This is a genomic window from Streptomyces sp. NPDC001668 (assembly GCF_042893155.1).
Lineage (GTDB): Bacteria > Actinomycetota > Actinomycetes > Streptomycetales > Streptomycetaceae > Streptomyces.
Genome location: NZ_JBIAUQ010000008.1, coordinates 190,910 through 215,037 on the forward strand (window position 1 = coordinate 190,910; position 24,128 = coordinate 215,037).

Annotated in this window: 18 protein-coding genes and 1 pseudogene; 9 read left to right on the forward strand and 10 right to left on the reverse strand. The window is 70.1% G+C overall.

From position 1 onward, the window contains the following. Positions 1-50 precede the first annotated feature (50 nt). From mtnB to ACFYZ8_RS25085, 3 genes are read right to left on the reverse strand one after another with little or no spacing between them, the layout of a single operon-like run. Positions 51-659: a methylthioribulose 1-phosphate dehydratase gene (mtnB, locus tag ACFYZ8_RS25075; RefSeq protein ID WP_359032020.1), complete on the reverse strand. Its 609-nt coding sequence runs from the start codon at positions 657-659 to the stop codon at positions 51-53. Next, entirely contained in the window at positions 656-1,375 is a 720-nt protein-coding gene (mtnC, locus tag ACFYZ8_RS25080; RefSeq protein WP_388536100.1) for an acireductone synthase, read from the reverse strand. The genes mtnB and mtnC overlap by 4 nt, the downstream gene beginning before the upstream one ends. Beyond that, positions 1,372-1,971, reverse strand: coding sequence for an acireductone dioxygenase (locus ACFYZ8_RS25085; RefSeq protein WP_388536097.1), 600 nt, complete (start codon positions 1,969-1,971; stop codon positions 1,372-1,374). The genes mtnC and ACFYZ8_RS25085 overlap by 4 nt, the downstream gene beginning before the upstream one ends. A 515-nt stretch (positions 1,972-2,486) precedes the next feature. Here ACFYZ8_RS25085 and ACFYZ8_RS25090 point away from each other — a divergent pair. Genes ACFYZ8_RS25090 through mtnK form a run of 4 tightly spaced genes read left to right on the forward strand, consistent with a single transcriptional unit; the run spans position 2,487 to position 7,357 of the window. After that, positions 2,487-3,584 (forward strand): substrate-binding domain-containing protein, encoded by a 1,098-nt coding sequence (locus tag ACFYZ8_RS25090; protein ID WP_388536094.1) that lies wholly within the window; start codon positions 2,487-2,489, stop codon positions 3,582-3,584. After that, complete coding sequence (locus ACFYZ8_RS25095) at positions 3,571-5,088, forward strand: sugar ABC transporter ATP-binding protein (RefSeq protein ID WP_388536091.1); 1,518 nt, start codon at positions 3,571-3,573, stop codon at positions 5,086-5,088. The genes ACFYZ8_RS25090 and ACFYZ8_RS25095 overlap by 14 nt, the downstream gene beginning before the upstream one ends. A gap of 26 nt (positions 5,089-5,114) precedes the next feature. After that, on the forward strand, positions 5,115-6,155 hold the full coding sequence (locus ACFYZ8_RS25100; protein WP_359032025.1) for an ABC transporter permease: 1,041 nt from the start codon (positions 5,115-5,117) through the stop codon (positions 6,153-6,155). An 11-nt stretch (positions 6,156-6,166) separates the two neighbouring features. Then, the gene (gene mtnK / locus ACFYZ8_RS25105) at positions 6,167-7,357 is read left to right on the forward strand and encodes an S-methyl-5-thioribose kinase (protein ID WP_359032026.1); all 1,191 of its coding nucleotides are present in this window, start codon (positions 6,167-6,169) and stop codon (positions 7,355-7,357) included. On the opposite strand, the gene ACFYZ8_RS25110 is transcribed toward mtnK, so the two are convergent. The 5 genes from ACFYZ8_RS25110 to ACFYZ8_RS25130 all read right to left on the reverse strand — a co-directional run bounded on the left by ACFYZ8_RS25110 (position 7,346) and on the right by ACFYZ8_RS25130 (position 13,220). Next, a complete protein-coding gene (locus ACFYZ8_RS25110; RefSeq protein ID WP_388536088.1) occupies positions 7,346-7,915 on the reverse strand; it encodes an SMI1/KNR4 family protein in 570 nt (189 codons plus the stop codon). The two genes, mtnK and ACFYZ8_RS25110, sit on opposite strands and share 12 nt — an antisense overlap. Before the next feature lie 161 nt (positions 7,916-8,076). After that, positions 8,077-9,693, reverse strand: coding sequence for a glycerol-3-phosphate dehydrogenase/oxidase (locus ACFYZ8_RS25115; RefSeq protein WP_359032028.1), 1,617 nt, complete (start codon positions 9,691-9,693; stop codon positions 8,077-8,079). A 53-nt stretch (positions 9,694-9,746) separates the two neighbouring features. Next, entirely contained in the window at positions 9,747-11,285 is a 1,539-nt protein-coding gene (glpK, locus tag ACFYZ8_RS25120; protein WP_388536085.1) for a glycerol kinase GlpK, read from the reverse strand. A gap of 48 nt (positions 11,286-11,333) precedes the next feature. Beyond that, complete coding sequence (locus ACFYZ8_RS25125) at positions 11,334-12,134, reverse strand: MIP/aquaporin family protein (protein ID WP_359032030.1); 801 nt, start codon at positions 12,132-12,134, stop codon at positions 11,334-11,336. Positions 12,135-12,455: 321 nt separating this feature from the next. Next, positions 12,456-13,220 (reverse strand): IclR family transcriptional regulator, encoded by a 765-nt coding sequence (locus tag ACFYZ8_RS25130; RefSeq protein WP_359032031.1) that lies wholly within the window; start codon positions 13,218-13,220, stop codon positions 12,456-12,458. A 304-nt stretch (positions 13,221-13,524) separates the two neighbouring features. Here ACFYZ8_RS25130 and metH point away from each other — a divergent pair, with 304 nt between their 5' ends. The 4 genes from metH (at position 13,525) to ACFYZ8_RS25150 (ending at position 21,600) form a co-directional block, all read left to right on the forward strand. Further along, the gene (metH, locus tag ACFYZ8_RS25135; protein ID WP_388536080.1) at positions 13,525-17,046 is read left to right on the forward strand and encodes a methionine synthase; all 3,522 of its coding nucleotides are present in this window, start codon (positions 13,525-13,527) and stop codon (positions 17,044-17,046) included. Between the two features lie 122 nt (positions 17,047-17,168). After that, positions 17,169-17,867, forward strand: a complete 699-nt coding sequence (locus ACFYZ8_RS25140; RefSeq protein ID WP_359032033.1) for an HAD family phosphatase — start codon at positions 17,169-17,171, stop codon at positions 17,865-17,867. Positions 17,868-18,301: 434 nt separating this feature from the next. Further along, positions 18,302-19,906, forward strand: a complete 1,605-nt coding sequence (locus ACFYZ8_RS25145; RefSeq protein WP_388536077.1) for an ABC transporter substrate-binding protein — start codon at positions 18,302-18,304, stop codon at positions 19,904-19,906. 113 nt (positions 19,907-20,019) lie between these two features. Continuing rightward, on the forward strand, positions 20,020-21,600 hold the full coding sequence (locus ACFYZ8_RS25150) for an ABC transporter substrate-binding protein (protein WP_388536074.1): 1,581 nt from the start codon (positions 20,020-20,022) through the stop codon (positions 21,598-21,600). 73 nt (positions 21,601-21,673) lie between these two features. On the opposite strand, the gene ACFYZ8_RS25155 is transcribed toward ACFYZ8_RS25150, so the two are convergent. Beyond that, positions 21,674-22,345 carry a response regulator transcription factor gene (locus ACFYZ8_RS25155; protein ID WP_020141342.1) on the reverse strand — a complete coding sequence of 224 codons (672 nt, stop codon included), beginning with the start codon at positions 22,343-22,345 and terminating at the stop codon, positions 21,674-21,676. A 14-nt stretch (positions 22,346-22,359) separates the two neighbouring features. Beyond that, entirely contained in the window at positions 22,360-23,208 is an 849-nt protein-coding gene (locus tag ACFYZ8_RS25160) for a RecB family exonuclease (RefSeq protein ID WP_388536335.1), read from the reverse strand. 355 nt (positions 23,209-23,563) lie between these two features. Between ACFYZ8_RS25160 and ACFYZ8_RS25165 the strand changes: the two are divergent. Continuing rightward, positions 23,564-24,128: pseudogene (locus ACFYZ8_RS25165) on the forward strand (hypothetical protein); the annotation flags it as partial.

Here is a 24,128-nt window from a genome sequence, read left to right on the forward strand (position 1 = left end):
GGTCCCCTCCTTTTTGTCTCGACCTTTGTGTCTCACTCGACCTTTGTGTCTCAGCGGCCGGTGAGCTCCAACTCCAGCAGCCACTCCACCACTTCGGTGTGGTGCCGGGCCTGGCGCGGGTCCGCGCCCCACACGTACAGTCCGTGCCCGGCGACGACCACCGCCGGCATCCGCGGGTCCCGCGCCTCCTCAAGACGGTCCCCGAGCACCTTCATGTCCTGGCTGTTGGCGATGACCGGCAGCGTCACCTCGACGTCGTGCGCGGGCCGGCCGACGCCCTTGAGCATCTCCAGGTCGCTGAAGACGATTCCGCCCGGCTCACGCCTGCCCATCGCGACCGAGGCGACGGTGTGCACGTGGACCACGGCACCGGCCCCGGTGAGCGCGGCCACGCGCGCGTGCAGTTCGGCCTCCGCGGACGGCTTCCCGCCCTGTACCGCCGCTCCCTGGCCGTCCACCAACACCACGTCCGCGGGCGTCAGTTCACCCTTGTCGTGGCCGCTGGCGGTGACGGCGAGCAGCAGCGGCTCACGTGAGAGCACCACGGACAGGTTCCCGGACGTGCCCCGCATCCAGCCGAACGAGGCGAAGCGGGCGGACTCGGCGGCGAGAACCGCCCCCGCCTCCTCCAGGTCGAGTGCGCTGATGTCGGCGGTCACGAAGTGCTCCTTGAAACGGTGATCTCGTCGAACGTCCCCGCCGCGGCGTGGTCGCCGACGCCCTGCTCGAAGTACGGCTCCCCGGCCCGCCGTATGCCGACGGTGTGCCAGCCGGCCTCGCGGGCCGCGTCCAGCTCGCCGGGCCGGTCGGAGAGGAACAGCAGACGGCCCGGCGCGAGACCGGTCGCCGAGGCGATACGGCGGTACGACTCCGCCTCCTGCTTGGGGCCGGCGTTCTCGGTGTCGTAGAGCCCGGAGAGAAGTGAACTGAGGTCGCCCTCCGGGCTGTTGGTGAACCAGGCCCGCTGCGCGGCGACCGACCCGGACGAGTAGACGTAGAGCTCCGCGCCCGCCGTGTGCCAGGCGCGCAACCGCGGTACGACGTCGTCGTAGAAGTGCGAGACGAGGTCGCCGCGGGCGAAGCCCTCGGACCAGATGAGGCCCTGGAGGGTCTTCAGCGGGGTCGCCTTGCGGTCGTCGTCGAGCCAGGCGTTCAGCGCCTTCTCGACGCGGCCGGCGTCGGCGTCCGGCTCGCCGATCTCCTCGCGCACCTGGGCGACGGCCCGCGCCACCTCGGGGTCCTCGGCGCGCTCGGTGAGCAGCGCGGCGAACCGCGAGCGGGAGTACGGGTAGAGCACGTCGACGACGAAGCCCGTGGCGCTCGTGGTGCCCTCGATGTCGAGCACCACGGCGTCGACGTCGTGACGCAAGGTCATGCGGCTGCCCTGTCGGCCTCGTAACCCGCCGCGATGGTGTCGTAGTCCGGGAAGCGGGAGGCGATGGTGGAGCCGGTGAAGTTGCCGATCCAGCCGTCCTCCTCGTGGAAGAAGCGGATCGCGGTGAAGGAGGGGTTGGTGCCCATGTCGAACCAGTGGGTGGTGCCGCGCGGCACGCCGAGCAGGTCGCCCTTCTCGCAGAAGACCGCGTGCACCTCGCCGTTCACGTGCAGGTAGAAGATCCCGGAACCGGAGACGAAGAAGCGGACCTCGTCATCGTCGTCGTGGGTGTGCTCCTGGAGGAACTTCTCGCGGGCCGCCTTCGCCTTCGCCGGGAACTCCGGGTCGTCGCTGGGGCGCAGGCCCAGGACGTCGACGGTGGTGAAGCCCTCCTCGGCGTTCAGCTTGTCGATCTCGGGGCCGTAGGCCGCGAACACGGTCTCGCTGTCGGCGTCGAACGGGACGTTCTCACGGACCGGCCACTGCTCGTAGCGCACCCCGAGCGGCTTGAGCGCCTCGGCGATCTCGGCGGGGTCCGAGGTGCGGCGGACCAGGGTCTCGGGGCCGGACTCGGACCAGGTGGTCAGCAGCGTCATGGAAACAACTCCAGGGCTTGGGAGGAAAGTCCGGATACCGGGACAAGCACCGGACGGGCGGGGAAGGAACAGGGACGGCGAGGAGCGGGCGGTGGTGGCCGGTCAGCCGCGACAGCGCGCGCGACGACAGCGGCGCATGCCGGGCATGCACATCGCCTGCGCGTCAGGTGTCATGGGGGCCTCACAGTGCCGGGTCGGGTGCCGGTCCTGCGATGGTAACTCCGGCCGTGACCTGCACCGGGTGTGACCTAGTCGTTGTCTCACCTGCTGAGAAAGCGGTTCCATATCTTTGACGTGTGGCTGAAATCGTTCCCATGATCTGACTATGAAGACGCTGCTGCTCGTGCGGCGGCTGTACGTGGACTTGCTCCGGTCGACCACAGCCAGCTGTCGCTGACCCCTTCCGGAGCCCCGGCCTGCCTGCCCCCATTCGTGCGGCGGCGCATTTCCTTTCCCCCGCTCCGGGCCAAGCACCCCCTTCATTCCCTCGCACCACCCCGTACCTGGAGCTCCTCATGTCCCGCACCCGTCTGCCCCTCGCCGCGCTCTCCCTCGCCTCCGTCTCCGCCCTCGTGCTCTCCGGCTGCTCGCAGTCCACGGACGCGTCCAAGAACACCGGCGACACCGCCGCCTCGGCCTCCGCCGCGACCGGCAAGAAGCCGGCCCCCTTCAGCGCGGGCGCGGTCAAGGTGGCCCTGGTCCGCCAGAGCGGCGCCGGCGACTACTTCGAGCAGTGGGGCAACGGCGCCAAGGCCCAGGCCAAGGCCCTCGGTATCGACCTGACGGTGTACGACGCCCAGGCCGACAACGCCAAGCAGGCCACCGACCTGTCCTCGGCGATCAACTCCGGCGCCAAGGCGATCATCATCGACCACGGCTTCCCGGCGACGATCCAGCCGGAGATCGACAAGGCCGTGAAGAAGGGCATCAAGGTCGTCGTCTACGACGTCGAGACCTCCACCAAGGGCGTGGTGAGCACCGAGCAGGACGACGCCAGCATGGCGCAGGCCGTCCTCGACGTGATGTCCAAGGACCTCGGCAAGAACGCCAAGGTCGGCTACGTCAACGTCGCCGGTTACGCCGCCCTCGACAAGCGGAACACCGTCTGGGCGAAGGAAGTCGCCGCGCAGGGCTGGAAGCAGCAGTTCAAGGTCGGCAAGGTCACCGACTCCACCGCCACCGACAACGTCCCGCTGGTCTCCGCCGCGCTCACCCAGCACTCCGATGTGACCGGCGTCTTCGCGCCCTACGACGAGCTCGCCAAGGGCACGGTCCTCGCCGTCCAGAACAAGAAGCTCCAGGACAAGGTGAAGGTCTTCGGCGCGGACGTCTCCAACGCCGACATCCAGCAGATGACCGCAGCCGGCAGCCCCTGGGTCGCCACGGCGGGCACCGACCCGTCCGCGGTCGGCGCCGCCGTCGTCCGTACGACCGCCCTGGAGCTGGCCGGGCAGCTGAACAAGACCTCGGTGGAGTTCCCGGCCGTCGCCATCACCCAGGACTTCCTGCGCGCGAAGAAGATCGAGAACATGGACCAGCTGCGGGCGGCGCTGCCCGCGCTGAACCTGTCGCAGGTCTCGACCGCGGACTGGATCTCGAATGTCGCCCACTGAACCGGCGGTCGCCCTCCGCGAGGTCAGCATGGCCTTCGGGGGCAAGACGGTCCTGGAGTCCGTCACCCTGGACATCGCCCCGGGCAGCGTGGTCGCGCTGCTCGGCGCGAACGGCGCCGGCAAGTCCACACTGATCAAGATCCTGTCGGGTGTGCACACCGGCCACGGGGGAGTGGTGCGGGTCGCCGGGGAGCCCGCGGCTCTCCAGTCCCCGCTCGCCGCCCGCCAGTTGGGCATCCAGACCGTGCACCAGCGCATCGGCGAGGGCATCGTGCCGGGCCTCTCGGTCGCCGAGAACCTGGTCTTCGAGGAGCTGGCCCAGGCGCGCGGCAACCCGTTCCTCAACGGCGGCAAGCTGCTGGCCCGCGCCCGCGAGATCCAGGCGGGCCTCGGTCTCGACTGGAGTGACGCCGTCCTCAGGCGGGACGTGACCGAACTCGGCATCTCCGACCGCCAGTTGCTCATCCTCGCCCGAGCCCTGGCCACCCGCCCGCGACTCCTCATCCTCGACGAGCCGACCTCGGCCCTGTCCGCAGCCGAGGCCGAACGCCTCTTCGCGCTCGTCGAGAGGATGCGCGACGACGGCATCGCCGTCCTCTACGTCTCCCACCGCCTCGGCGAGATCGACGCCCTCGCCGACCGCCTGGTCGTCCTGCGGGACGGCCGTCTCACCGAGGACCAGGTGAGGCCCTTCGACTGGGACAGCGCCCTGCGCGCGATGCTGGCCCAGGCCCAGGAGGCGACGACGGCCCGTCCGGTCAGGGAGGGTGCCGAGGGTGATGTCGTGCTCTCCCTGAGGGGCGTACGCCTCTTCGAGGGCCGCGCACCCCTCGACCTGGACCTCCGCGCCGGCGAAGTCACCGGTGTCGTAGGCCTGTTGGGCGCCGGCAAGACCGAGCTGGCCCGTGGCCTGTTCGGCGCCGAGCCCTTCGCGACCGGCTCCGTCGAACTGGACGGAAAGCCGTACCGGCCGAAGCGGCCCTCCGACGCCATCCGCGGCGGCATCCACCTGGTCCCCGAGGACCGGCACGCCGACGCGCTGGTCCCCGGCTGGTCGCTGGCGCAGAACATCTCGCTGCCGTTCCTGAAGTCCCTCTCCAGAGCAGGGCTCGTCCAGCGCTCGCAGGAGGACGCCCTCGGCCGCGACACCATCGAGGCGCTCGGTGTCGTCGCCCGCGACGAGCACAGCACCGTGGAGGAGCTGTCCGGCGGCAACCAGCAGAAGGTCGTCGTCGGCCGCTGGCTCGCCAAGACACCTCGTGTCCTCATCCTGGACGAGCCGTTCCGAGGCGTGGACATCGGTGCCCGCCGGGACATCGGACGCCGCGCCAGGACCCTCGCCGCCGAGGGCGCCGCCGTCCTCGTGCTGTCCGCCGACGTCGACGAGGTCCTGGAGATCGCCGACCGGGTCGTCGTGCTCGCCGCCGGTGAGATCCACCTCGACGCGTACGGCGAGGACGCGGAACGCGACCGCGTCATCCAGACCATCTCGGCGTCCGTGTGACCCCGGCCCACTTGAGGTAGTTCGCCATGACCACAACCCAGAGCGCCCCGGTGAAGACGGCGACCCCGCCCACCGCCGGCACGGCCGTCCGCGTCCAGAACGCCGTCATCAAGTACGGCTTCATCTTCGTCACGGTCGCGCTGTTCCTGTACTTCGCGCTGAGCGAGGGCTCCTTCCGCGAGTCGGCGACCCTCCTCGACACCCTCCGCTATGTCTCCGTCGCCGCGATCCTCGGCCTGGGCGTCACCCTCACCATGGCCGTCGGCGGAATGGACATGTCCGTCGGCGCGGTCGCCGGCCTCGGTGTCTCGGTCGCCGCCCAGACGATGGTCGTCCAGAACCAGGTCGGCACGGTCGCGATCATCGCGGTCCTCGCGGCGGGCGCCCTCGCGGGCCTCCTCAACGCCCTGCTGATCGTCGTACTGAAGATCCCCGACATGCTCGCCACCCTCGGCACCATGTTCGTCATCCAGGGCGGCAAGCTGATCCTGGTCGACGGCCAGTCGATCACCCCGGGCATGACGATGGACGACGGCTCCACCGCCCCCGGCAAGTTCACCGCCGGCTTCCTGAAGATCGACCGCGGGACCGTCCTCGGCATCCCCATCTCGGTCCTCATCTTCGGCGGCCTGACCCTCGCCGCCTGGGTCTTCCTGGCCCGTACCCGCTGGGGCCGCGTGCTCTACGCGATCGGCGCCAACCCCGAGGCCTCCCGCCTGGCGGGCATCCGCGTCGGTGCCTACCGGGCTCTCGCCTACGTCCTGTCCGGGGTGCTCGCCTCGATCGGCGGCCTGATCCTCGCGTCCCGCATCGGCCAGGGCGATGTCTCCGCCGGCACCTCCCAGCTCCTGGAGGCGGTGGCCGTGGCACTGGTCGGCACCTCGGTCCTCGGCCGGGGCCGCCCGAACGTCTGGGGCACGGCCCTCGGCGCGGTGCTCATCGGCATCATCACCACCGGTCTGACCATCAAGGGCCTGCCGTACTACACCCAGGACGTGGTCGAGGGCGCGGTCCTCATCCTCGCCCTGGTCTTCAGCTTCACATTGTCCAAGCGCCGCACCGCATAGGGGAGTTCACGATGGGTTACCGCATCCTGGAGACCGAGGACATCCCGGCGTACCTGCGCGAGCGCGGCCACTGGGACGGCCCGGCCGAGCCGGAGGTGCGCGAGGTCTCCGACGGCAACATGAACCGGGTCTTCCTCGCCACTGCGACCGACGCGGAGGCCCCGGCCGACGGCACCCGCAGCCTCGCCGTCAAGCAGGCGCTGCCCTGGGTGCGGGTGGCGGGCCCGTCCTGGCCGATGAACCCGGACCGTGCCGACGCCGAGGCCCGCGCCTACGAGCAGATCGCGAAGGTCGCCCCGGACAAGATCCCGGCGATCCACGGCTACGACCCCGAGAACTACGCGCTCGTCATGGAGGACATGTCGGACCTGGAGGTCCTGCGCACCCTCCTCAACGAAGGCGCGTCGTACGGCCCCCACACCTCGGCCCGAGTCGGTGAACTGGTCGCCCAGCTCTCCTTCGCGACCAGCGACTTCGGCATGCCGTCCGCCGAACGCAAGGCGCTGATCGCGGCCTCGGTGAGTCCCGAGCTGTGCAAGATCACCGAAGACGTGGTGCTGTCCGAGCCGTACGTCGAGCACGAGCACAACCACTGGCACGAGGGCGTGGACGACCTGGCGGTGTCCTTCCGCGCGGACACGGAGCTCCGCACGGAGGTCGCCGACCTCAGGCACCTGTTCATGACCAGCGCCCAGGCCCTTCTGCACGGCGACCTCCACACCGGCAGCATCATGGTCGGCGACCGCGAAGGCGCCCCCGTGGTCCGGGTGTTCGACCCCGAGTTCTCCTTCGTCGGACCCATCGGCTTCGACCTCGGCCTCTACTGGGCCAACGCCCTGGTCTCGGAGGAACGGGCCCGCGCACTGGGCAGCTTGAGCGACCACGCCGACCAACTCCGCCTGTCCTGGGAGGCGTTCGAGACGGAGTTCCGCCGTCTGTGGCCGACCCGGGTGGACACCTTCTTCGACGACGCCTACCTGGACCGCTTCCTGCGCCGGGTCTGGACCGAGTCCCTGGGCTACGCGGGCACGGAGATCATCCGCCGCATCATCGGCTTCGCCCACCTGACCGACCTCACGACCCTCCCGGACCCGGTACCGGCCTCCCGGCGGGCACTGCTGCTGGGCCGCGAACTGATCCTGCGCCGTGCGGAGTTGCCGTCCCCGGACTCCGTTCGCGAGGCCGTGACCTCACTCGGCTGAGACGGCGTCGAACCACTCCTTGCCGGCGGCCCAGTGCCGCACCCAGCCGGCGAAACCGGGCTCGGAGGTCGTGTACCCGAACTCCGAGCCGAAGGGCAGGGCGCCCACATCGGTGACGTGCCATATGTGTCCCCGATGGGGGCCCGTGACGACGAGGTGCCAGTTCATCGCGCACCCGTCGGTCCCGAGCACGACCGAACCGTGGCGGAACACCTGGTCGACGACGGCGTCGGGGTCCTCGTACGGGCCCTCGTCCTCTTCCCAGAGCCAGCGCTCGGCCAGCGGGAACGGCTTGCCCAGGTCCCGGTCCGCGCCGTCGCCGCCCCAGTCCCCGGGCACCTCGGCCAGCCCCACGAGCCCGTACTCCGGCGGCCCCTGGAACGAGCCGTCGGAGATCTCCGCGACGAACGTCCGGTACGGCTCCGGCAGCACCACGCCGTGCTCCGCCTCGAAGGCCCGGACCGCCTCCCACCCGAGCGCCGAGGCACCCCCGTCGTCCACCCCGAAGGCCTCCCGCAGTGCGGCGAGGTCCCCGGGAGCGGCGTGATCACTGTTCATGCGTGCCATGAAAGCACCCGGCACCGACAACAGGGCACGCGAAAGGGGGCGGCTCCATCGGCGGGGAGCCGCCCCCTTTCGCGTGCCGGCCCCCATAGGGGAGAGGGGCCGTTCTCGGGACGCCGGTCCTGGTCGGGGAGGGACAGGGGCCGGGCCGAGGGCTACTTCTTGTCGAGCAGGTCCTGGACCTTCGCGCGGACCTCGTCCGTGGCCAGACCCCGGATCGTCAGCGTCGTACGGCGGCGCAGCACGTCGTCCGGCGTCTCGGCCCACTCGTTGTCCCGGGCGTACACGACCTGCGCCCAGATCTCCGGGGCGTCCGGGTGGACGCGCTCGCCCAGCTCCGGGTTCTCGTTGGCCAGGCGGGCGATGTCGAAGGCGAGGGAGCCGTAGTGGGTCGCCAGGTGCCTGGCCGTGTCGGCGGCCATGCGCGGACCCGGCGCCGGGTTGTCCACCAGCAGGCGGTGCGCGACCGCGCGCGGGTTGGCGACACCGGGAAGGGGGAGCTTCTTCGGCAGGGCGGAGATGGGCTCGAAGTCGTCGCCCAGCGGAGCGCCGGGCAGCGCCTCCAGCTTCTGCATGACCGTACGGCCGATGTGCCGGAAGGTCGTCCACTTGCCGCCCGCGACGGACAGCATGCCGCCACGGCCCTCCGTGACCACGGTCTCGCGCTTGGCCTTGGCCGTGTCACCGGGACCGCCCGGCAGCACGCGCAGACCGGCGAACGAGTACGTGATCAGGTCACGGGAGAGCTGCTGGTCGCGGACGGAGAACGCGGCCTCGTCGAGTATCTGGGCCGTGTCCTTCTCCGTGACCGACACGTCCGCCGGGTCGCCCTCGAACTCCTCGTCCGTGGTGCCGAGAAGCAGCATGTCCTCCCACGGCAGCGCGAAGGTGATCCGGTACTTGTCGATGGGGGTCGCGAGCGCGGCCTTCCACGGCGAGGTCCGCTTCAGGACCAGGTGCGCGCCCTTGGACAGGCGGATGGACGGCGCCGCGTTCGGGTCCTCCATCCGGCGCAGGTGATCGACCCACGGCCCGGTCGCGTTCAGCACCAGCCGGGCGTTCACACCGAACTCGTCACCGGACTGCCGGTCGCGCAGATCCGCGCCGGTCACCCGGCCCTTGGTGAAGCGCAGGCCGGTCACCTCGGCGTGGTTCAGCACGACCGCACCCGCCTCGACGGCCGCGCGGACCGTCATCAGCGCCATGCGCGCGTCGTTCATCTGGTCGTCGCCGTACACGGCCACGGCCTTGAGGTTCTCGGTGCGCAGCTCGGGTACGTCCTGCGCCGCCTTCGCGGGGGACAGGAGGTGACCGACGCCGTCACCGAACGCGGAGAGCGCGGAGTAGGCGAAGACGCCCGCCCCGAGCTTCGCCGCGCCGTGCGGCCCGCCCTTGTACACGGGGAGGTAGAAGGTGAGCGGGTTCGCCAGGTGGGGGGCCACCTGGCGGGAGACCGCACGGCGCTCGAAGTGGTTCTCCGCCACCAACTTCACCGCGCCGGTCTGCAGATAGCGCAGACCGCCGTGGAGCAGCTTGGAGGAGGCGGAGGAGGTGGCGCCGGCGAAGTCGCCGGCGTCGACCAGAGCCACCCTGAGGCCGGACTGCGCGGCGTGCCAGGCGGTGGAGATGCCCAGGATGCCGCCGCCGATCACGAGAAGGTCGTACGACGCCTTGGAGAGCTGCTCCCGGGTCTCGGCGCGGCTCGGGTGGGAGCCGGAGGCCGGGCGCGTACCGAGGGCAGGCACGGACTGCAGGGTGGACTGACTGGTCATGTGGGGTTCTTACTCCTCTTCAGAGCCGGCTGGGCCTCTCTACGGGCCGTCGCTCAGCTCTCGTCCTCGAGCCAGCCCATGGTCCGCTCGACGGCCTTGAGCCAGCTCTTGTACTCACGGTCGCGGGTGTCCGCGTCCATGCGGGGGGTCCACTCGGCGGCCCGGCGCCAGTTGGCGCGCAGGTCGTCGGTGCTGGTCCAGAAGCCGACGGCGAGACCGGCGGCGTAGGCGGCGCCGAGGCAGGTGGTCTCGGCGACCATCGGGCGCACCACGGGGGCGTCCAGGAAGTCCGAGAGGGTCTGCATCAGCAGGTTGTTGGAGGTCATGCCGCCGTCGACCTTGAGGGCCGCGAGCTCGACGCCCGAGTCCTTGGTCATGGCGTCCGTGATCTCACGGGTCTGCCAGGCGGTGGCCTCCAGGACGGCACGCGCCAGGTGCGCCTTGGTGACGTACCGGGTCAGGCCGGCGATCACACCGCGGGCGTCGGAGCGCCAGTACGGGGCGAACAGACCGGAGAAGGCCGGCACGAAGTAGGCGCCGCCGTTGTCCTCGACGGAGAGCGCGAGCGTCTCGATCTCGGCGGCGGTGGAGATCAGCCCCATCTGGTCGCGCATCCACTGCACCAGCGAACCGGTGACCGCGATCGAGCCCTCGAGGGCGTAGACCGGCTTGTCGTCGCCGATGCGGTAGCCGACGGTGGTCAGCAGCCCGGAGTACGAGTTGATGATCTTCTCGCCGGTGTTCAGCAGCATGAAGGTGCCGGTGCCGTACGTCGACTTGGCCTCGCCCTCGGCGAAACAGGTCTGGCCGAACAGGGCCGCCTGCTGGTCACCGAGCGCCGAGGCGACCGGGATGCCGCCGAGCAGGTCGCCCAGCTTGCCGCCGGTGACCTCGCCGTAGACCTCGGCCGAGGAGCGGATCTCGGGGAGCATCGGCAGCGGCACGCCGATGGACTCGGCGATCTTCTCGTCCCACTCCAGGGTGTGGAGGTTCATCAGCATGGTGCGGGAGGCGTTGGTGACGTCGGTGTAGTGCTTGCCGCCGTTGACACCACCGGTCAGGTTCCAGATGACCCAGGTGTCCATGGTGCCGAAGAGGATGTCGCCGCGCTCGGCGCGCTCGCGCAGGCCCTCGACGTTGTCGAGCAGCCAGCGGGCCTTCGGGCCGGCGAAGTAGGAGGCCAGCGGCAGGCCGGTCTCGCGGCGGAAGCGGTCCTGGCCGACGTTGCGGCCGAGTTCGCGGCAGAGCGCGTCGGTGCGGGTGTCCTGCCAGACGATGGCGTTGTGGACGGGCTCACCGGTGTTCTTGTCCCACAGCAGCGTGGTCTCGCGCTGGTTGGTGATGCCGATGGCCTTGATGTCGTCGCGGGTGATGCCGGCCTTCTGGATGGCTCCGGCGACGACCTCCTGGACGTTGGTCCAGATCTCGTTGGCGTCGTGCTCGACCCAGCCCGGCTTCGGGAAGATCTGCTCGTGCTCCTTCTGGTCGACCGAGACGATACGGCCGTCCTTGTCGAAGACGATGCAGCGGCTGGAGGTGGTGCCCTGGTCGATCGCGGCGATGAAGGGGCCGGCGGTGTGGGCGTCGGTCACTGTGTGCTCCTGGGGTTCCGTGAGTGAAGGGGACGTTCTACCGGTGCTTTATGCGAAAGCGACGTTGTAGATGCCTGCGGCGATCGCGCCGCCGATCAGCGGACCGGCGATCGGGACCCAGGCGTAGCCCCAGTCGGAACCGCCCTTGTTGGGCAGGGGCAGGAGGGCGTGCACGATACGCGGACCGAGGTCACGGGCCGGGTTGATCGCGTAGCCGGTCGGGCCACCGAGGGACAGACCGATGGAGACGACCACGAGCGCGGTGATCAGGGCGCCCAGGGTGCCCAGGCCCTTGCCGTCGCCGTTCAGGCCCTGCGTGAGGACGGCGAGCACCAGCACGATCGTGCCGATGACCTCGGTGGCGACGTTCTGCCAGGCGACCCGGACCTCGGGGCCGGTGGAGAAGATGCCGAGGACGGGTCCCGCGCCCTTCTCCTGCGCCTCGACGGCCTTGGTGGCGGTGGCCTGCGCACCCGGGGCGCCGACGATCTCCCTGTCGGTGAGGTGCGCGTGGAACTGGCCGTAGTAGGCGACCCAGACCAGTGCCGCGCCGATCATGGCGCCGAGCAGCTGGCCGCCCCAGTAGATCGGGACGTCACTCCAGGAGATGCCGTCCTTCTTGAGCGCGAGCGCGAGGGTGACGGCCGGGTTGAGGTGGGCGCCCGAGAGCGGCGCCGAGGTGTAGACGGCCGTCAGCACGGCGAAACCCCACCCGAAGGTGATGGCGAGCCAGCCGGCGTTGCGGGCCTTGGAGGCCTTCAGCGTCACGGCGGCGCACACGCCACCGCCGAGCAGGATGAGTATGGCGGTACCGATGGTCTCGCCGATGAAGATGTCGGAGCTGGACACCCGCGACTCCTTTGTCCTTCGTCCAGGGGACCGAACCCCGGGTCCCTCCGGTGGTTCGAGCTGCCCTCGGGGGTGAGAGCGATGCCGGCCCTTGGCGTTGTCACACTCTAGCGCGTATTGCCGGTAGGTGTTCGACAATGCCGACCGATGGACGGGAGTCTTGCTCCGGGGTTACGCGCACGTCAAGAGTTCTGTAGTCGAAAACAGGATCGTTATTCATAACTGTGGGTCAACGATCTTGTTTTGGCGATTTGTGCGGTTGTGTCAGGGTACGACCGAGAACCGGCACGTCACCGACGTACCGGCCCTTTCGTACGGTCCTCAGAACCGCCCGGCGCCCAGGTCCCGCGAGACCGCGCGGGCGCAGTCCCGCACCGCCGCGATCAGCTCCGGACGCAGTTCTCCCTCGCGGCACAGCCGTTCCACGGCCCCGGTGATCCCGACCGCGCCGACCGGCATCCGCCGCCGGTCGTGGATGGGGGCGGCGATGGACGCGACGCCCTCCCAGGTCTCCTCGACGTCGGCCGCGTACCCACGCGCGCGCGTGATGTCGAGGATTCCCTCGAAGTCCGCCAGATCGCACACGGTCCGCTCGGTGAAGGCCTTGCGGTCGGCCTCCAGGGCCTCGCTGTGCGCCACCGGGTCGTAGGCCGACAGCACCTTGCCCAGGGCCGTGGAGTGCAGGGGCTGCATGGCCCCGATCTCCAGCACCTGCCGGCTGTCGTCGGGCCGGAAGACGTGGTGCACGATCAGCACGCCCTGCTGGTGCAGCACGCCCAGATGGACGCTCTCCCCGCTGGAGCGGGCCAGGTCGTCCGTCCACACCAGCGCACGCGCGCGCAGTTCGTGCACGTCCAGGTAGGTGGTGCCCAGGCGCAGCAGCTCGGCCCCCAGCTGGTACCGCCCGGAGGCGTCGTCCTGCTCCACGAACCCCTCCTGCTGGAGGGTGCGCAGGATGCCGTGCGCGGTGCCCTTGGCCAGGCCCAGGGACGAGGCGATGTCCGACAGGCCGAGTCTCCGCTCGCCGCCCGCGAGCAGCCGCAGCATCGCGGCCGCCCGTTCGAGCGACTGGATGTTCCGTGCCATCGCCGTCCTGCCTCCGTCCCCATCGACAGCCGATTGTTAACGGCGTCGCTGCCACTGTTACGGCTTTACTGTCGCCGTTCGGCAATGTCGAACACTACCGGTCGATGCCGACCTCCCGCTAATGGTCGGTCGGCATCTGTTGTGTCACTGGTGTCCCGCTGGTGACCTGCCCGCCATCCTGGTCCGCCCCGTGGACGTGCCGACCATCCTCGCGGGGACCCGGCTACCCTGGCGTGGTGCGCCCGGCGTGGGACGACTCGCGGGCGCTGAAGCCGACAGCCGTCGCAACTGAGGGAGCCCCTTCATGGCCTCGTCGCCACTGACCCCTTCCGCCGACAGCCGGACCCGTGTGTCCGCGCTCCGCGAGGCGCTCGCCACCAGAGTGGTGGTCGCCGACGGAGCGATGGGCACCATGCTGCAGGCCCAGGACCCCACCCTCGAGGACTTCGAGAATCTCGAGGGCTGCAACGAGATCCTCAACGTGACCCGCCCGGACATCGTCCGCTCCGTCCACGACGCGTACTTCGCGGTGGGCGTCGACTGCGTCGAGACCAACACCTTCGGGTCCAACCACACGGCCGCGTCGGAGTACGACATCGCCGACCGCGTGCACGAGCTGTCCGAGGCGGGCGCCCGCATCGCCCGCGAGGCGGCCGACGAGCACACCGCCCGCGACGGCCGCCAGCGCTGGGTCCTGGGCTCGGTGGGCCCCGGCACCAAGCTCCCCACCCTCGGCCACATCGACTACGCCACCATCCGCGACGGCTACCAGGCCAACGTCGAGGGACTGCTGGCAGGCGGCGCCGACGCGCTGATCGTCGAGACCACCCAGGACCTGCTCCAGACGAAGGCCTCCGTCCTGGGCGCCCGCCGCGCCCTGGAAGCGACCGGCGCCGACGTGCCACTGGTGGTCTCCATGGCCTTCGAGACCACCGGCACGATGCTGCTCGGCTCGGAGATCGGCGCCGCGCTGACCGCGCTGGAACCGCTCGGCATCGACATGATCGGCCTGAACTGCTCGACCGGTCCCGCCGAGATGAGCGAGCACCTGCGCTACCTCGCCCGGCACTCCCGCATCCCGCTGCTGTGCATGCCGAACGCGGGCCTGCCGATCCTCACCAAGGACGGCGCGCACTTCCCGCTCGACCCCGAGGGCCTGGCCGACGCCCAGGAGAACTTCGTCCGCGACTACGGCCTCTCCCTGATCGGCGGCTGCTGCGGCACCACCCCCGAGCACCTGCGCCAGGTCGTCGAGCGGGTCCGCGAGCTCACCCCCGCCGAGCGCGACCCGCAGCCCGAGCCCGGCGCCGCCTCCCTCTACCAGACGGTCCCCTTCCGCCAGGACACCTCCTACCTGGCGATCGGTGAGCGCACCAACGCCAACGGCTCCAAGAAGTTCCGCGAGGCCATGCTGGAGGCCCGCTGGGACGACTGTGTGGAGATGGCCCGCGAGCAGATCCGCGAGGGCGCCCACATGCTGGACCTCTGCGTGGACTACGTGGGCCGCGACGGCGTCGCCGACATGAAGGAACTCGCCGGCCGCTTCGCCACCGCCTCCACCCTGCCGATCGTCCTGGACTCCACCGAGGTCCCCGTCATCCAGGCCGGCCTGGAGAAGCTCGGCGGCCGCGCGGTCATCAACTCCGTCAACTACGAGGACGGCGACGGCCCCGAGTCCCGCTTCGCGAAGGTCACCAAGCTCGCCCAGGAGCACGGAGCCGCGCTGATCGCGCTGACCATCGACGAGGAGGGCCAGGCCCGCACCCCCGAGAAGAAGGTCGAGATCGCCGAACGGCTCATCGACGACCTGACCGGCAACTGGGGCATCCACGAGTCGGACATCCTCATCGACACCCTGACCTTCACCATCTGCACCGGCCAGGAGGAGTCCCGCAAGGACGGCGTCGCCACCATCGAGGCGATCCGCGAACTCAAGCGCCGCCACCCGGACGTGCAGACCACGCTGGGCCTGTCCAACATCTCCTTCGGCCTCAACCCCGCCGCGCGCGTCCTGCTCAACTCGGTCTTCCTCGACGAGTGCGTCAAGGCGGGCCTGGACTCGGCGATCGTCCACGCGTCGAAGATCCTCCCGATCGCCCGCTTCAGCGAGGAAGAGGTGCAGACCGCCCTCGACCTCATCTACGACCGCCGCGCCGAGGGCTACGACCCCCTCCAGAAGCTGATGGCCCTGTTCGAGGGCGCCACCACGAAGTCCCTCAAGGCCGGCCGGGCCGAGGAACTGGCCGCCCTGCCGCTGGAGGAGCGCCTCAAGCGCCGCATCATCGACGGCGAGAAGAACGGCCTGGAGGCCGACCTCGACGAGGCCCTGACGGACCGTCCCGCCCTCGACATCGTCAACGACACCCTCCTGGACGGCATGAAGGTCGTCGGTGAGCTCTTCGGCTCCGGCCAGATGCAGCTGCCGTTCGTCCTGCAGTCCGCCGAGGTCATGAAGACCGCCGTCGCCTATCTCGAACCGCACATGGAGAAGGTCGAGGGCGACGAGGCCGGCAAGGGCACCATCGTGCTCGCCACCGTCCGCGGCGACGTCCACGACATCGGCAAGAACCTCGTCGACATCATCCTGTCCAACAACGGCTACAACGTGGTCAACCTCGGCATCAAGCAGCCGGTCTCCGCGATCCTGGACGCCGCCGCCGAGCACCGCGCCGATGTCATCGGCATGTCAGGGCTCCTGGTCAAGTCCACGGTGATCATGAAGGAGAACCTGGAGGAGCTCAACCAGCGCGGCCTCGCCGCCGACTTCCCGGTCATCCTCGGCGGAGCCGCGCTGACGAGGGCGTACGTCGAACAGGACCTGCACGAGATCTACGAGGGCGAAGTCCGCTACGCCCGCGACGCGTTCGAGGGCCTGCGCCTCATGGACGCCCTCATCGGCGTCAAGCGGGGTGTGCCCGGCGCCAAGCTGCCCGAGCTCAAGCAGCGCCGGGTCCGCGCGAGCGCCGTGACCGTCGAGGAGGAGCGGCCCGAGGAGGGCCACGTGCGCTCCGACGTGGCCACCGACAACCCGGTGCCCACCCCGCCGTTCTGGGACACCCGCGTCATCAAGGGCATCCAGCTCAAGGAGTACGCCTCCTGGCTCGACGAGGGCGCCCTGTTCAAGGGCCAGTGGGGGCTCAAGCAGGCCCGCACCGGCGAGGGGCCGACGTACGAGGAGCTCGTCGAGACCGAGGGCCGGCCCCGGCTGCGCGGCCTGCTGGACCGGCTCCAGACCGAGAACCTCCTCGAAGCCGCCGTGGTCTACGGCTACTTCCCGTGCGTGTCCAAGGACGACGACCTGATCATCCTGGACGAGGAGGGCAACGAGCGCACCCGCTTCACCTTCCCGCGCCAGCGCCGCGGCCGCAGGCTCTGCCTCGCCGACTTCTTCCGCCCCGAGGAGTCGGGGGAGACCGACGTGGTCGGCCTCCAGGTCGTCACCGTCGGCTCACGGATCGGCGAGCAGACGGCCAAGCTCTTCGAGGCCAACGCCTACCGCGACTACCTCGAACTGCACGGCCTGTCCGTCCAGCTGGCCGAGGCGCTCGCCGAGTACTGGCACGCGCGCGTGCGTTCGGAGCTGGGCTACGCCGGTGAGGACCCGAACGACATCGAGGACATGTTCGCCCTGAAGTACCGGGGCGCCCGCTTCTCCCTCGGCTACGGCGCCTGCCCCAACCTGGAGGACCGCGCCAAGATCGCCGACCTGCTCCAGCCGGAGCGCATCGGCGTCCACCTGAGCGAGGAGTTCCAGCTCCACCCCGAGCAGTCCACCGACGCGATCGTCATCCACCACCCGGAGGCGAAGTACTTCAACGCCCGGTGACACGCGCGGTGAGTCCTGGCTCACCGAGCACACTGATCCGATAAGTCGTACACTGGTCGGTCCACCGCAGGCCGGTTCCTTTCGTGGGAACCGGCCTGCTCGTCCCCCCAGGAGGTACGTGGATGACCAGCACGGTCCCCGCGCCATTGACCCGTATGGCAGACGGCTCCGCCCTCCAGGCCGTCCTCCTCGACATGGACGGCACCCTGGTGGACACCGAGGGCTTCTGGTGGGACGTCGAGGTCGAGGTCTTCGCCGGCCTCGGCCACACCCTGGACGACTCCTGGCGCCATGTCGTGGTCGGCGGCCCCATGACCCGCAGCGCCGGCTTCCTGATCGAGGCCACCGGCGCCGACATCACCCTCGCCGAGCTCACCGTCCTGCTCAACGACGGCTTCGAGGACCGCATCGGCCGCGCTCTGCCCCTGATGCCCGGCGCCACCCGGCTGCTGGCCGAACTGTCCGCGCACCGGATCCCCACGGCCCTGGTCTCCGCCTCGCACCGGCGCATCATCGACCGGGTCCTCGACTCCCTCGGCCACCGGCACTTCGCCCTCACCGTCGCGGGCGACGAGGTGCCGCGCACCAAGCCGCACCCGGACCCGTATCTGTTCGCCGCCGCCGGACTCGGCGCCCAACCGGCCAGATGCGCCGTGGTCGAGGACACCGCGACCGGCGTCGCCGCGGCCGAGGCCGCCGGCTGCCAGGTCGTGGCCGTGCCCTCCGTGGCCCCCATCGCCCCGGCCCCCGGACGCACGGTCGTGGGCTCCCTCGAAGAGGTCGACCTGACATTCCTGCGCGGCCTGATCAGCCTTCGATGACGGAAATGCCTCGGGTGTTCACCCAGCGTGCAGCGCGGATAGCGCGGTAATTCCCCAGGCCTCCGCCGCGGGAATTCAAGGCGCGACGAACGGCCGAATTCCGGCCCACCGGCACCCCGTTACGGGTGTGAGGTTCCCCACTCGACCGGGTCTCGACAGGGGGGCGGGGCTGTGCCGGACACCCCCCTTCGAGGGGTTCGAGCGCGCCCATGTGTCCCAATTGATGGGAACCTGCACCAAACCTTCCCCGGTCGGGTTTTCGGTGCGTCCACACCCGGTTCCGCTGTGTGATGGAGGCCCAACTCCGGTGGCCGCGAACCCTCCCGCAGGTGCGGACTAATCTCCTGGAGAGAACATCGCCCTTACCCCGTGATCCGCAGCGCCACCCCTGCATGCCGGATACACGGACTCAACAGCTGTGGAGAAACCCGAGCATGAACCGCAAGACTTTGGTGCTGCCGGCCGTCATAGGTCTGCTCGCGCCGGTGCTCGCCGCCTGCGGCGGGACCGACAGCGGCAGCGGCGGAGGCGACCCGATCGCCGTCGGCACCACCGACCGGTTCACCGCGACGAAGGAAGCTCCCGCGCCGCTCGACCCCGCCTACGCCTACGACGTCGGCACCTGGAACGTCCTGCGCCAGACCGTGCAGACCCTGATGATCCAGCCCAAGGGCGACGGCGAACCCGTGCCCGAGGCAGCCCAGTCCTGCGGCTTCAGCGACAGCGGCAACGAACGCTACGTCTGCACCCTGCGCGACGGCCTGAAGTTCGCGAACGGCGACGCCATCACCGCGGCCGACGTGAAGTACTCCATCGACCGCGCCCGCGCCATCAAGGCCGACTCCGGCGTCTTCGCCCTGCTGTCCACCATCGACACCGTCGAGACCAAGGGCGACCGCGAGGTCATCTTCCACCTCAAGACCGCCGACGCCACCTTCCCGTACAAGCTGTCGACCCCGGTCGCCGGCATCGTCAACCCCGACGACTACGCGAAGAACAAGCTCCGCGACGGCTTCGACGTCGACGGCTCCGGCCCCTACACGATGAAGGCCGACGTCAAGAACGACGAGCTGGTGAACGCCGAGTTCACCAAGAACCCCCACTACAAGGGGTCGTTGACGGTGAACAACGACAAGGTCGAACTGCGCTCCTACGCGGACGCCGACGCCATGGGCACCGCCCTCGAGAAGGGCGACATCGACCTCATCACCCGCACCCTGTCGCCCCAGCAGATCCAGAAGCTGTCGAACAAGTCCGGCGGCGACGTCGACCTGGTCGAGATGGCCGGCCTGGAGATCCGCTACCTCGCCTTCAACACCAACGCGCCGGCCGTGAAGTCCCGCGCCGTGCGCCAGGCGATGGCCCAGCTCATCAACCGCGGCGAACTGGTCTCCAAGGTCTACGGCACCCAGGCCGAGCCGCTCTTCTCACTGGTCCCGGCCAGCATCACCGGCCACTCCAACTCCTTCTTCAACAAGTACGGCGACCCGAGCGTCACCAAGGCCAAGTCCCTGCTGACGCAGGCCGGCATCTCCACCCCGGTGAAGCTGACCCTCCACTACACGACCGACCACTACGGCCCGGCCACCAAGGAGGAGTTCGAGGACCTGCAGAAGCAGCTCAACGGCAGCGGCCTCTTCCAGGTCCGTATCGAGGGCGCTCCCTGGGCCACCTTCCGCCCGGCCGAGCAGAAGGGCCGGTACGACGTCTACGGCATGGGCTGGTTCCCGGACTTCCCCGACGCCGACAACTACCTCGCCCCGTTCCTCGACAAGGACAACTTCCTCGGCTCCCCGTACGCCAACAGCCAGATCCGCACCACCCTGATCCCCGACTCCCGCCGCGAGGCCGACCGCATCGCGGCGGCCGGGAGCCTGACCGAGATCCAGGACATCGTCGCCAAGGACGTCCCGGTGCTGCCGCTGTGGCAGGGCAAGCAGTACGTCGCCGCCCGCGACGACGTCACGGGCACCGCCTACGCGCTCAACTCCTCGTCGACGCTGCAGCTGTGGGAACTCGGCAAGGGCGTGAGCGGCTGACCGGCCGTTCGGCACAGGCGTCGGCGGCCGACCACCGGCCGACGCCTCCTTCGCCCCGCGCCCAGGCGGACGGGCCCGGGATTCCACAAGAATCGACGACAAGGCACTCGCACGTGAACAAGCGCATCCAGTGGCAGGTCCTGCCCCTCGTGGCGGGGCTCGCCTCCGGTCTGCTGACCGGCTGCGGCACGGAGTCGGGGGACTCCGGTTCCGGCGGCTCCTCCGTGGTGATGGGGATGTCCGACGACGTCCTCGCCACCGACCCGGCCTCCGGCTACGACCCCGGCTCCTGGCTGTTGTTCAACAACGTCTTCCAGTCGCTGCTCAGCTTCCCCAAGGGCGGCACGGAACCGGAACCGGACGCCGCCCAGAGCTGCGAGTTCACCGACACCAAGACCCAGGTGTACGAGTGCAAGCTCAAGGACGGCCTCAAGTTCAGCAACGGCGACTCGCTGACCTCCGAGGACGTCAAGTTCTCCTTCGACCGCACGTTGAAGATCAACGACGACGCCGGTCCCGCGATCATGTTCCCGATGCTCGACAAGGTCGAGACACCGGACGAGAAGACGGTCGTCTTCAAGCTCAACACCCCGGACGCCACCTTCCCGAGCAAGATCGCCTCCGGCGCCGGCTCCATCGTCGACCACACGCAGTACGACGCCGACGGCCTCCGCAAGGACGGCAAGGCGGTCGGCTCCGGCCCCTACCAGCTCGACTCGTTCGACGACGACCAAGCCGTCTTCTCCGTCAACGAGAACTACCAGGGCACCGCCAAGCCCCAGAACTCCGGCGTCACGCTGAAGTTCTTCCACGGCGACCAGGCCGCCCTGAAGACCGCCCTGACCGACGACAAGGTCGACCTCGCCTACCGCGGCCTGACCGCGGGCGACATCACCGACATCGAGAACGCCGCGCCCGACTCCGGCGTCGAGGTCGTCGAGGGCACCAGCGCCGAGGTCCAGCACCTCGTCTTCAACATGAACGACCCGGTCACGGGCCGGATCGGCGTCCGCAAGGCCATCGCCTACCTGCTCGACCGCGAAGCCCTCATCCACGACGTCTACCAGGGCACCGCCACCCCGCTCTACTCGATCATCCCGGCCGGCATCGCGGGCCACAACACGGCCTTCTTCGACACCTACGGCGCCCAGCCCTCCAAGGCCAAGGCCGCGGCCGCCCTCGCCGACGACAACATCACCGGCAAGGTGAAGCTGACCCTGTGGTCCACGCCGTCCCGCTACGGCCCGGCCACCGACCAGGAACTCAAGACGATCGCCCAGCAGCTCAACGCCAGCGGGCTGTTCGACGCCGACGTCAAGTCCGTGGCCTTCGACCAGTACGAGAAGGACATCGCCGCCGGCAAGTACGGCGTCTACGTCAAGGGCTGGGTGCCCGACTACCCGGACGCCGACAACTTCACGGCCCCCTTCTTCGGCAAGGGCAACGTGCTGGACAACAACTACAGCAACAACAAGATCACCGGCTCGCTCATCCCCGAGACCGCCGCCCAGCCGGACCGCTCCGCCACGGACGACCCCTTCGGCACGCTCCAGGACCTCGTCGCCGAGGAGGTCCCCGTCCTGCCGGTCTGGCAGGCCAAGCAGTACGCCGTCGTCCGCGACAACGTCTACGGCCTCGAGTACTGCCTCGACGCCTCGACCGTCTTCCGGTTCTGGGAGCTCAGCAAGGGCTGAGCCGGCCCCACGGACACGAAGAGGGCGCCCCCTGTCAGGAAGGGGGCGCCCTCTTCGCCGTAACGGCTCCGGGCTACTGCGCGCCGGGACGCACCAGACCGCTCTCGTACGCGTACACCGCGGCCTGCACCCGGTCCCGCAGCCCCAGCTTGGTCAGGACGTGACCGACATGCGTCTTCACGGTGGTCTCGCTGACGAACAGATCCGCGGCGATCTCCGCGTTGGACAGCCCGCGCGCCACCAGCTTCAGCACCTCGACCTCGCGGTCGGTGAGCGTGTGCAGCGTGTCCGGCACCGGCTCGTCACCGGACGGCAGATGCGTGGCGTACTTGTCGAGCAGCCGGCGCGTGATGCTCGGCGCGAGCATCGCCTCACCCGCGGCCACCACCCGGATCGCCTGCACCAGCTCGTTGGCCGGGGCGTCCTTGAGCAGGAACCCGCTGGCCCCCGCCCGCAGCGCCTCCACCACGTACTCGTCGAGATCGAAGGTCGTCAGCACCAGCACCTTGGCCGGACCGTCCCGCCCGGGACCGGTGATCTGCCGGGTCGCCTCCACACCGTCCATCCGCGGCATACGGATGTCCATCAGGACCACGTCGGGCTGCAGCGCCCGCACCTGGTCCAGAGCCTGAAGGCCGTCTCCGGCCTCGCCCACGACCGCGATGTCCTGCTCGGCCTCCAGAATCATCCGGAACCCGGTACGCAGCAACGGCTGGTCGTCGACCAGTAGGACGCGGATGGCCACGTAAGTCTCCTTCGCTAGTCCGGCCCCATTCTGCCCTGCTCGCCGGCCGCGGACTTCACCGGCAGCGGGTAGGGCGGGGGAGTGCCGCCGAACTCCGGACAGCGCTCCTGGTGGTCGCACCAGCCGCACAGCTTGGTCGGACGCGGACGCCAGTCGCCCGACTCCGTGGCCTGCCGGATCGCCTCCCACAGCGCCAGCAGCTTGCGCTCGACCCGCTCCAGGTCGGCGAGGACAGGGTCGTACGTCAGCACGTCACCGCTGCCGAGATAGACGAGCTGGAGCCGGCGCGGGATCACGTTCTTCAGCCGCCACACCACCAGGGCGTAGAACTTCATCTGGAACAGCGCGCCCTCGGCGTACTCGGGCCGGGGCGCCTTGCCGGTCTTGTAGTCGACGATCCGCACCTCGCCCGTCGGCGCCACGTCGACCCGGTCGATGATCCCGCGCAGCCGCAGCCCCGAGTCCAGCTCCGCCTCCACGAACAACTCCCGCTCGGCGGGCTCAAGACGCGTCGGGTCCTCCAGCGTGAACCACCGCTCGACCAGCCGCTCCGCCTCACCGAGCCACGTCGCCAGCCGCTCGCCGTCCGGATCGTCGGCGAACAGCTCCACCACCTCAGGCCGGCTCTCCCGCAGCCGGTCCCACTGGCCCGGGATCAGCGACTTGGCCGCGGGCGCCGTCCGCTCACCGGCGGGCGCGTCGAAAAGCCGCTCCAGCACCGAGTGCACCAGCGTCCCCCGGGTCGCCGCCTCGCTCGGCTTCTCCGGCAGCCGGTCGATCACCCGGAACCGGTACAGCAGCGGGCACTGCATGAAGTCATTGGCACGAGAAGGAGACAGGGAGGCGGGCGCGGCCGGCGCCATGACGGCGGGCCTCGACTCCGCACCGCTGTCCGGTGCCCCTGCCGCCGCCGGGGACGCCGACGCGTCCCCGCCGCGCTCACCGGCCGGGACCGGTTCCTCGACCGTCCCGGGCAGCTCTGCGCCCGCCGCCTCCGGGACCTCGACCGCGGCCTCGGCCACGCCCTCCGTGCTCGTCTCCATGACCACAGACCATACGGCCCGCCACTGACAGTGACCCACTCGCGGCCGTGACCGCCGTGGCCCCTGAGGAAACACGGGGGGTGCCGGGGCGGAACGCGCCGCGACCGCCGCATACCATCGACCCGAGACCCATCCGCACCGCAGGCGCGGAAGACGCTTCGAACGAGGGGACACCGTGGACGAGAGCGGCGGGAGCGGGCAGCCGCGGTCCGGCACGGACCGGCCGGCCGAGCCCCACGCGGGCCCCAGGGCCCAGACCACCGACCCCACGACTCCCGACCCGCACGACAACGGAAACCGACCCACCGACTCTCCGAACGCCGACGACCCAACGGCGCAGAGCGCGGACCCCGCGGCCCCCGACCCGCACGGCGACGGGACCCGGTCGGCCGCCTCGCCCCCCGGTACGTCCCCGGAGCCCTCGGACGCCGACGGCGCGACGGCGCAGAGCGCGGTCGCCGACTCGCGCGAGAACGGGGACCCGGCCGCCACCGTGCCCCTGACCCCGTCCACCAAAGCCCCTGACGCCGACGACCCAACGGTGCAGAACGCGGCCCCCGCGGCCCCGGACTCGCACGGCGACGGGAACCGGGCGGTCGCCTCGCCCTCCGGTACGTCCCCGGGGGCCTCGGACGCCGACGGCGTGACGGCGCAGAGCGCGGTCGCCGACTCGCGCGAGAACGGGGACCCGGCCGCCACCGTGCCCCTGACCCCGTCCACCAAAGCCCCTGACGCCGACG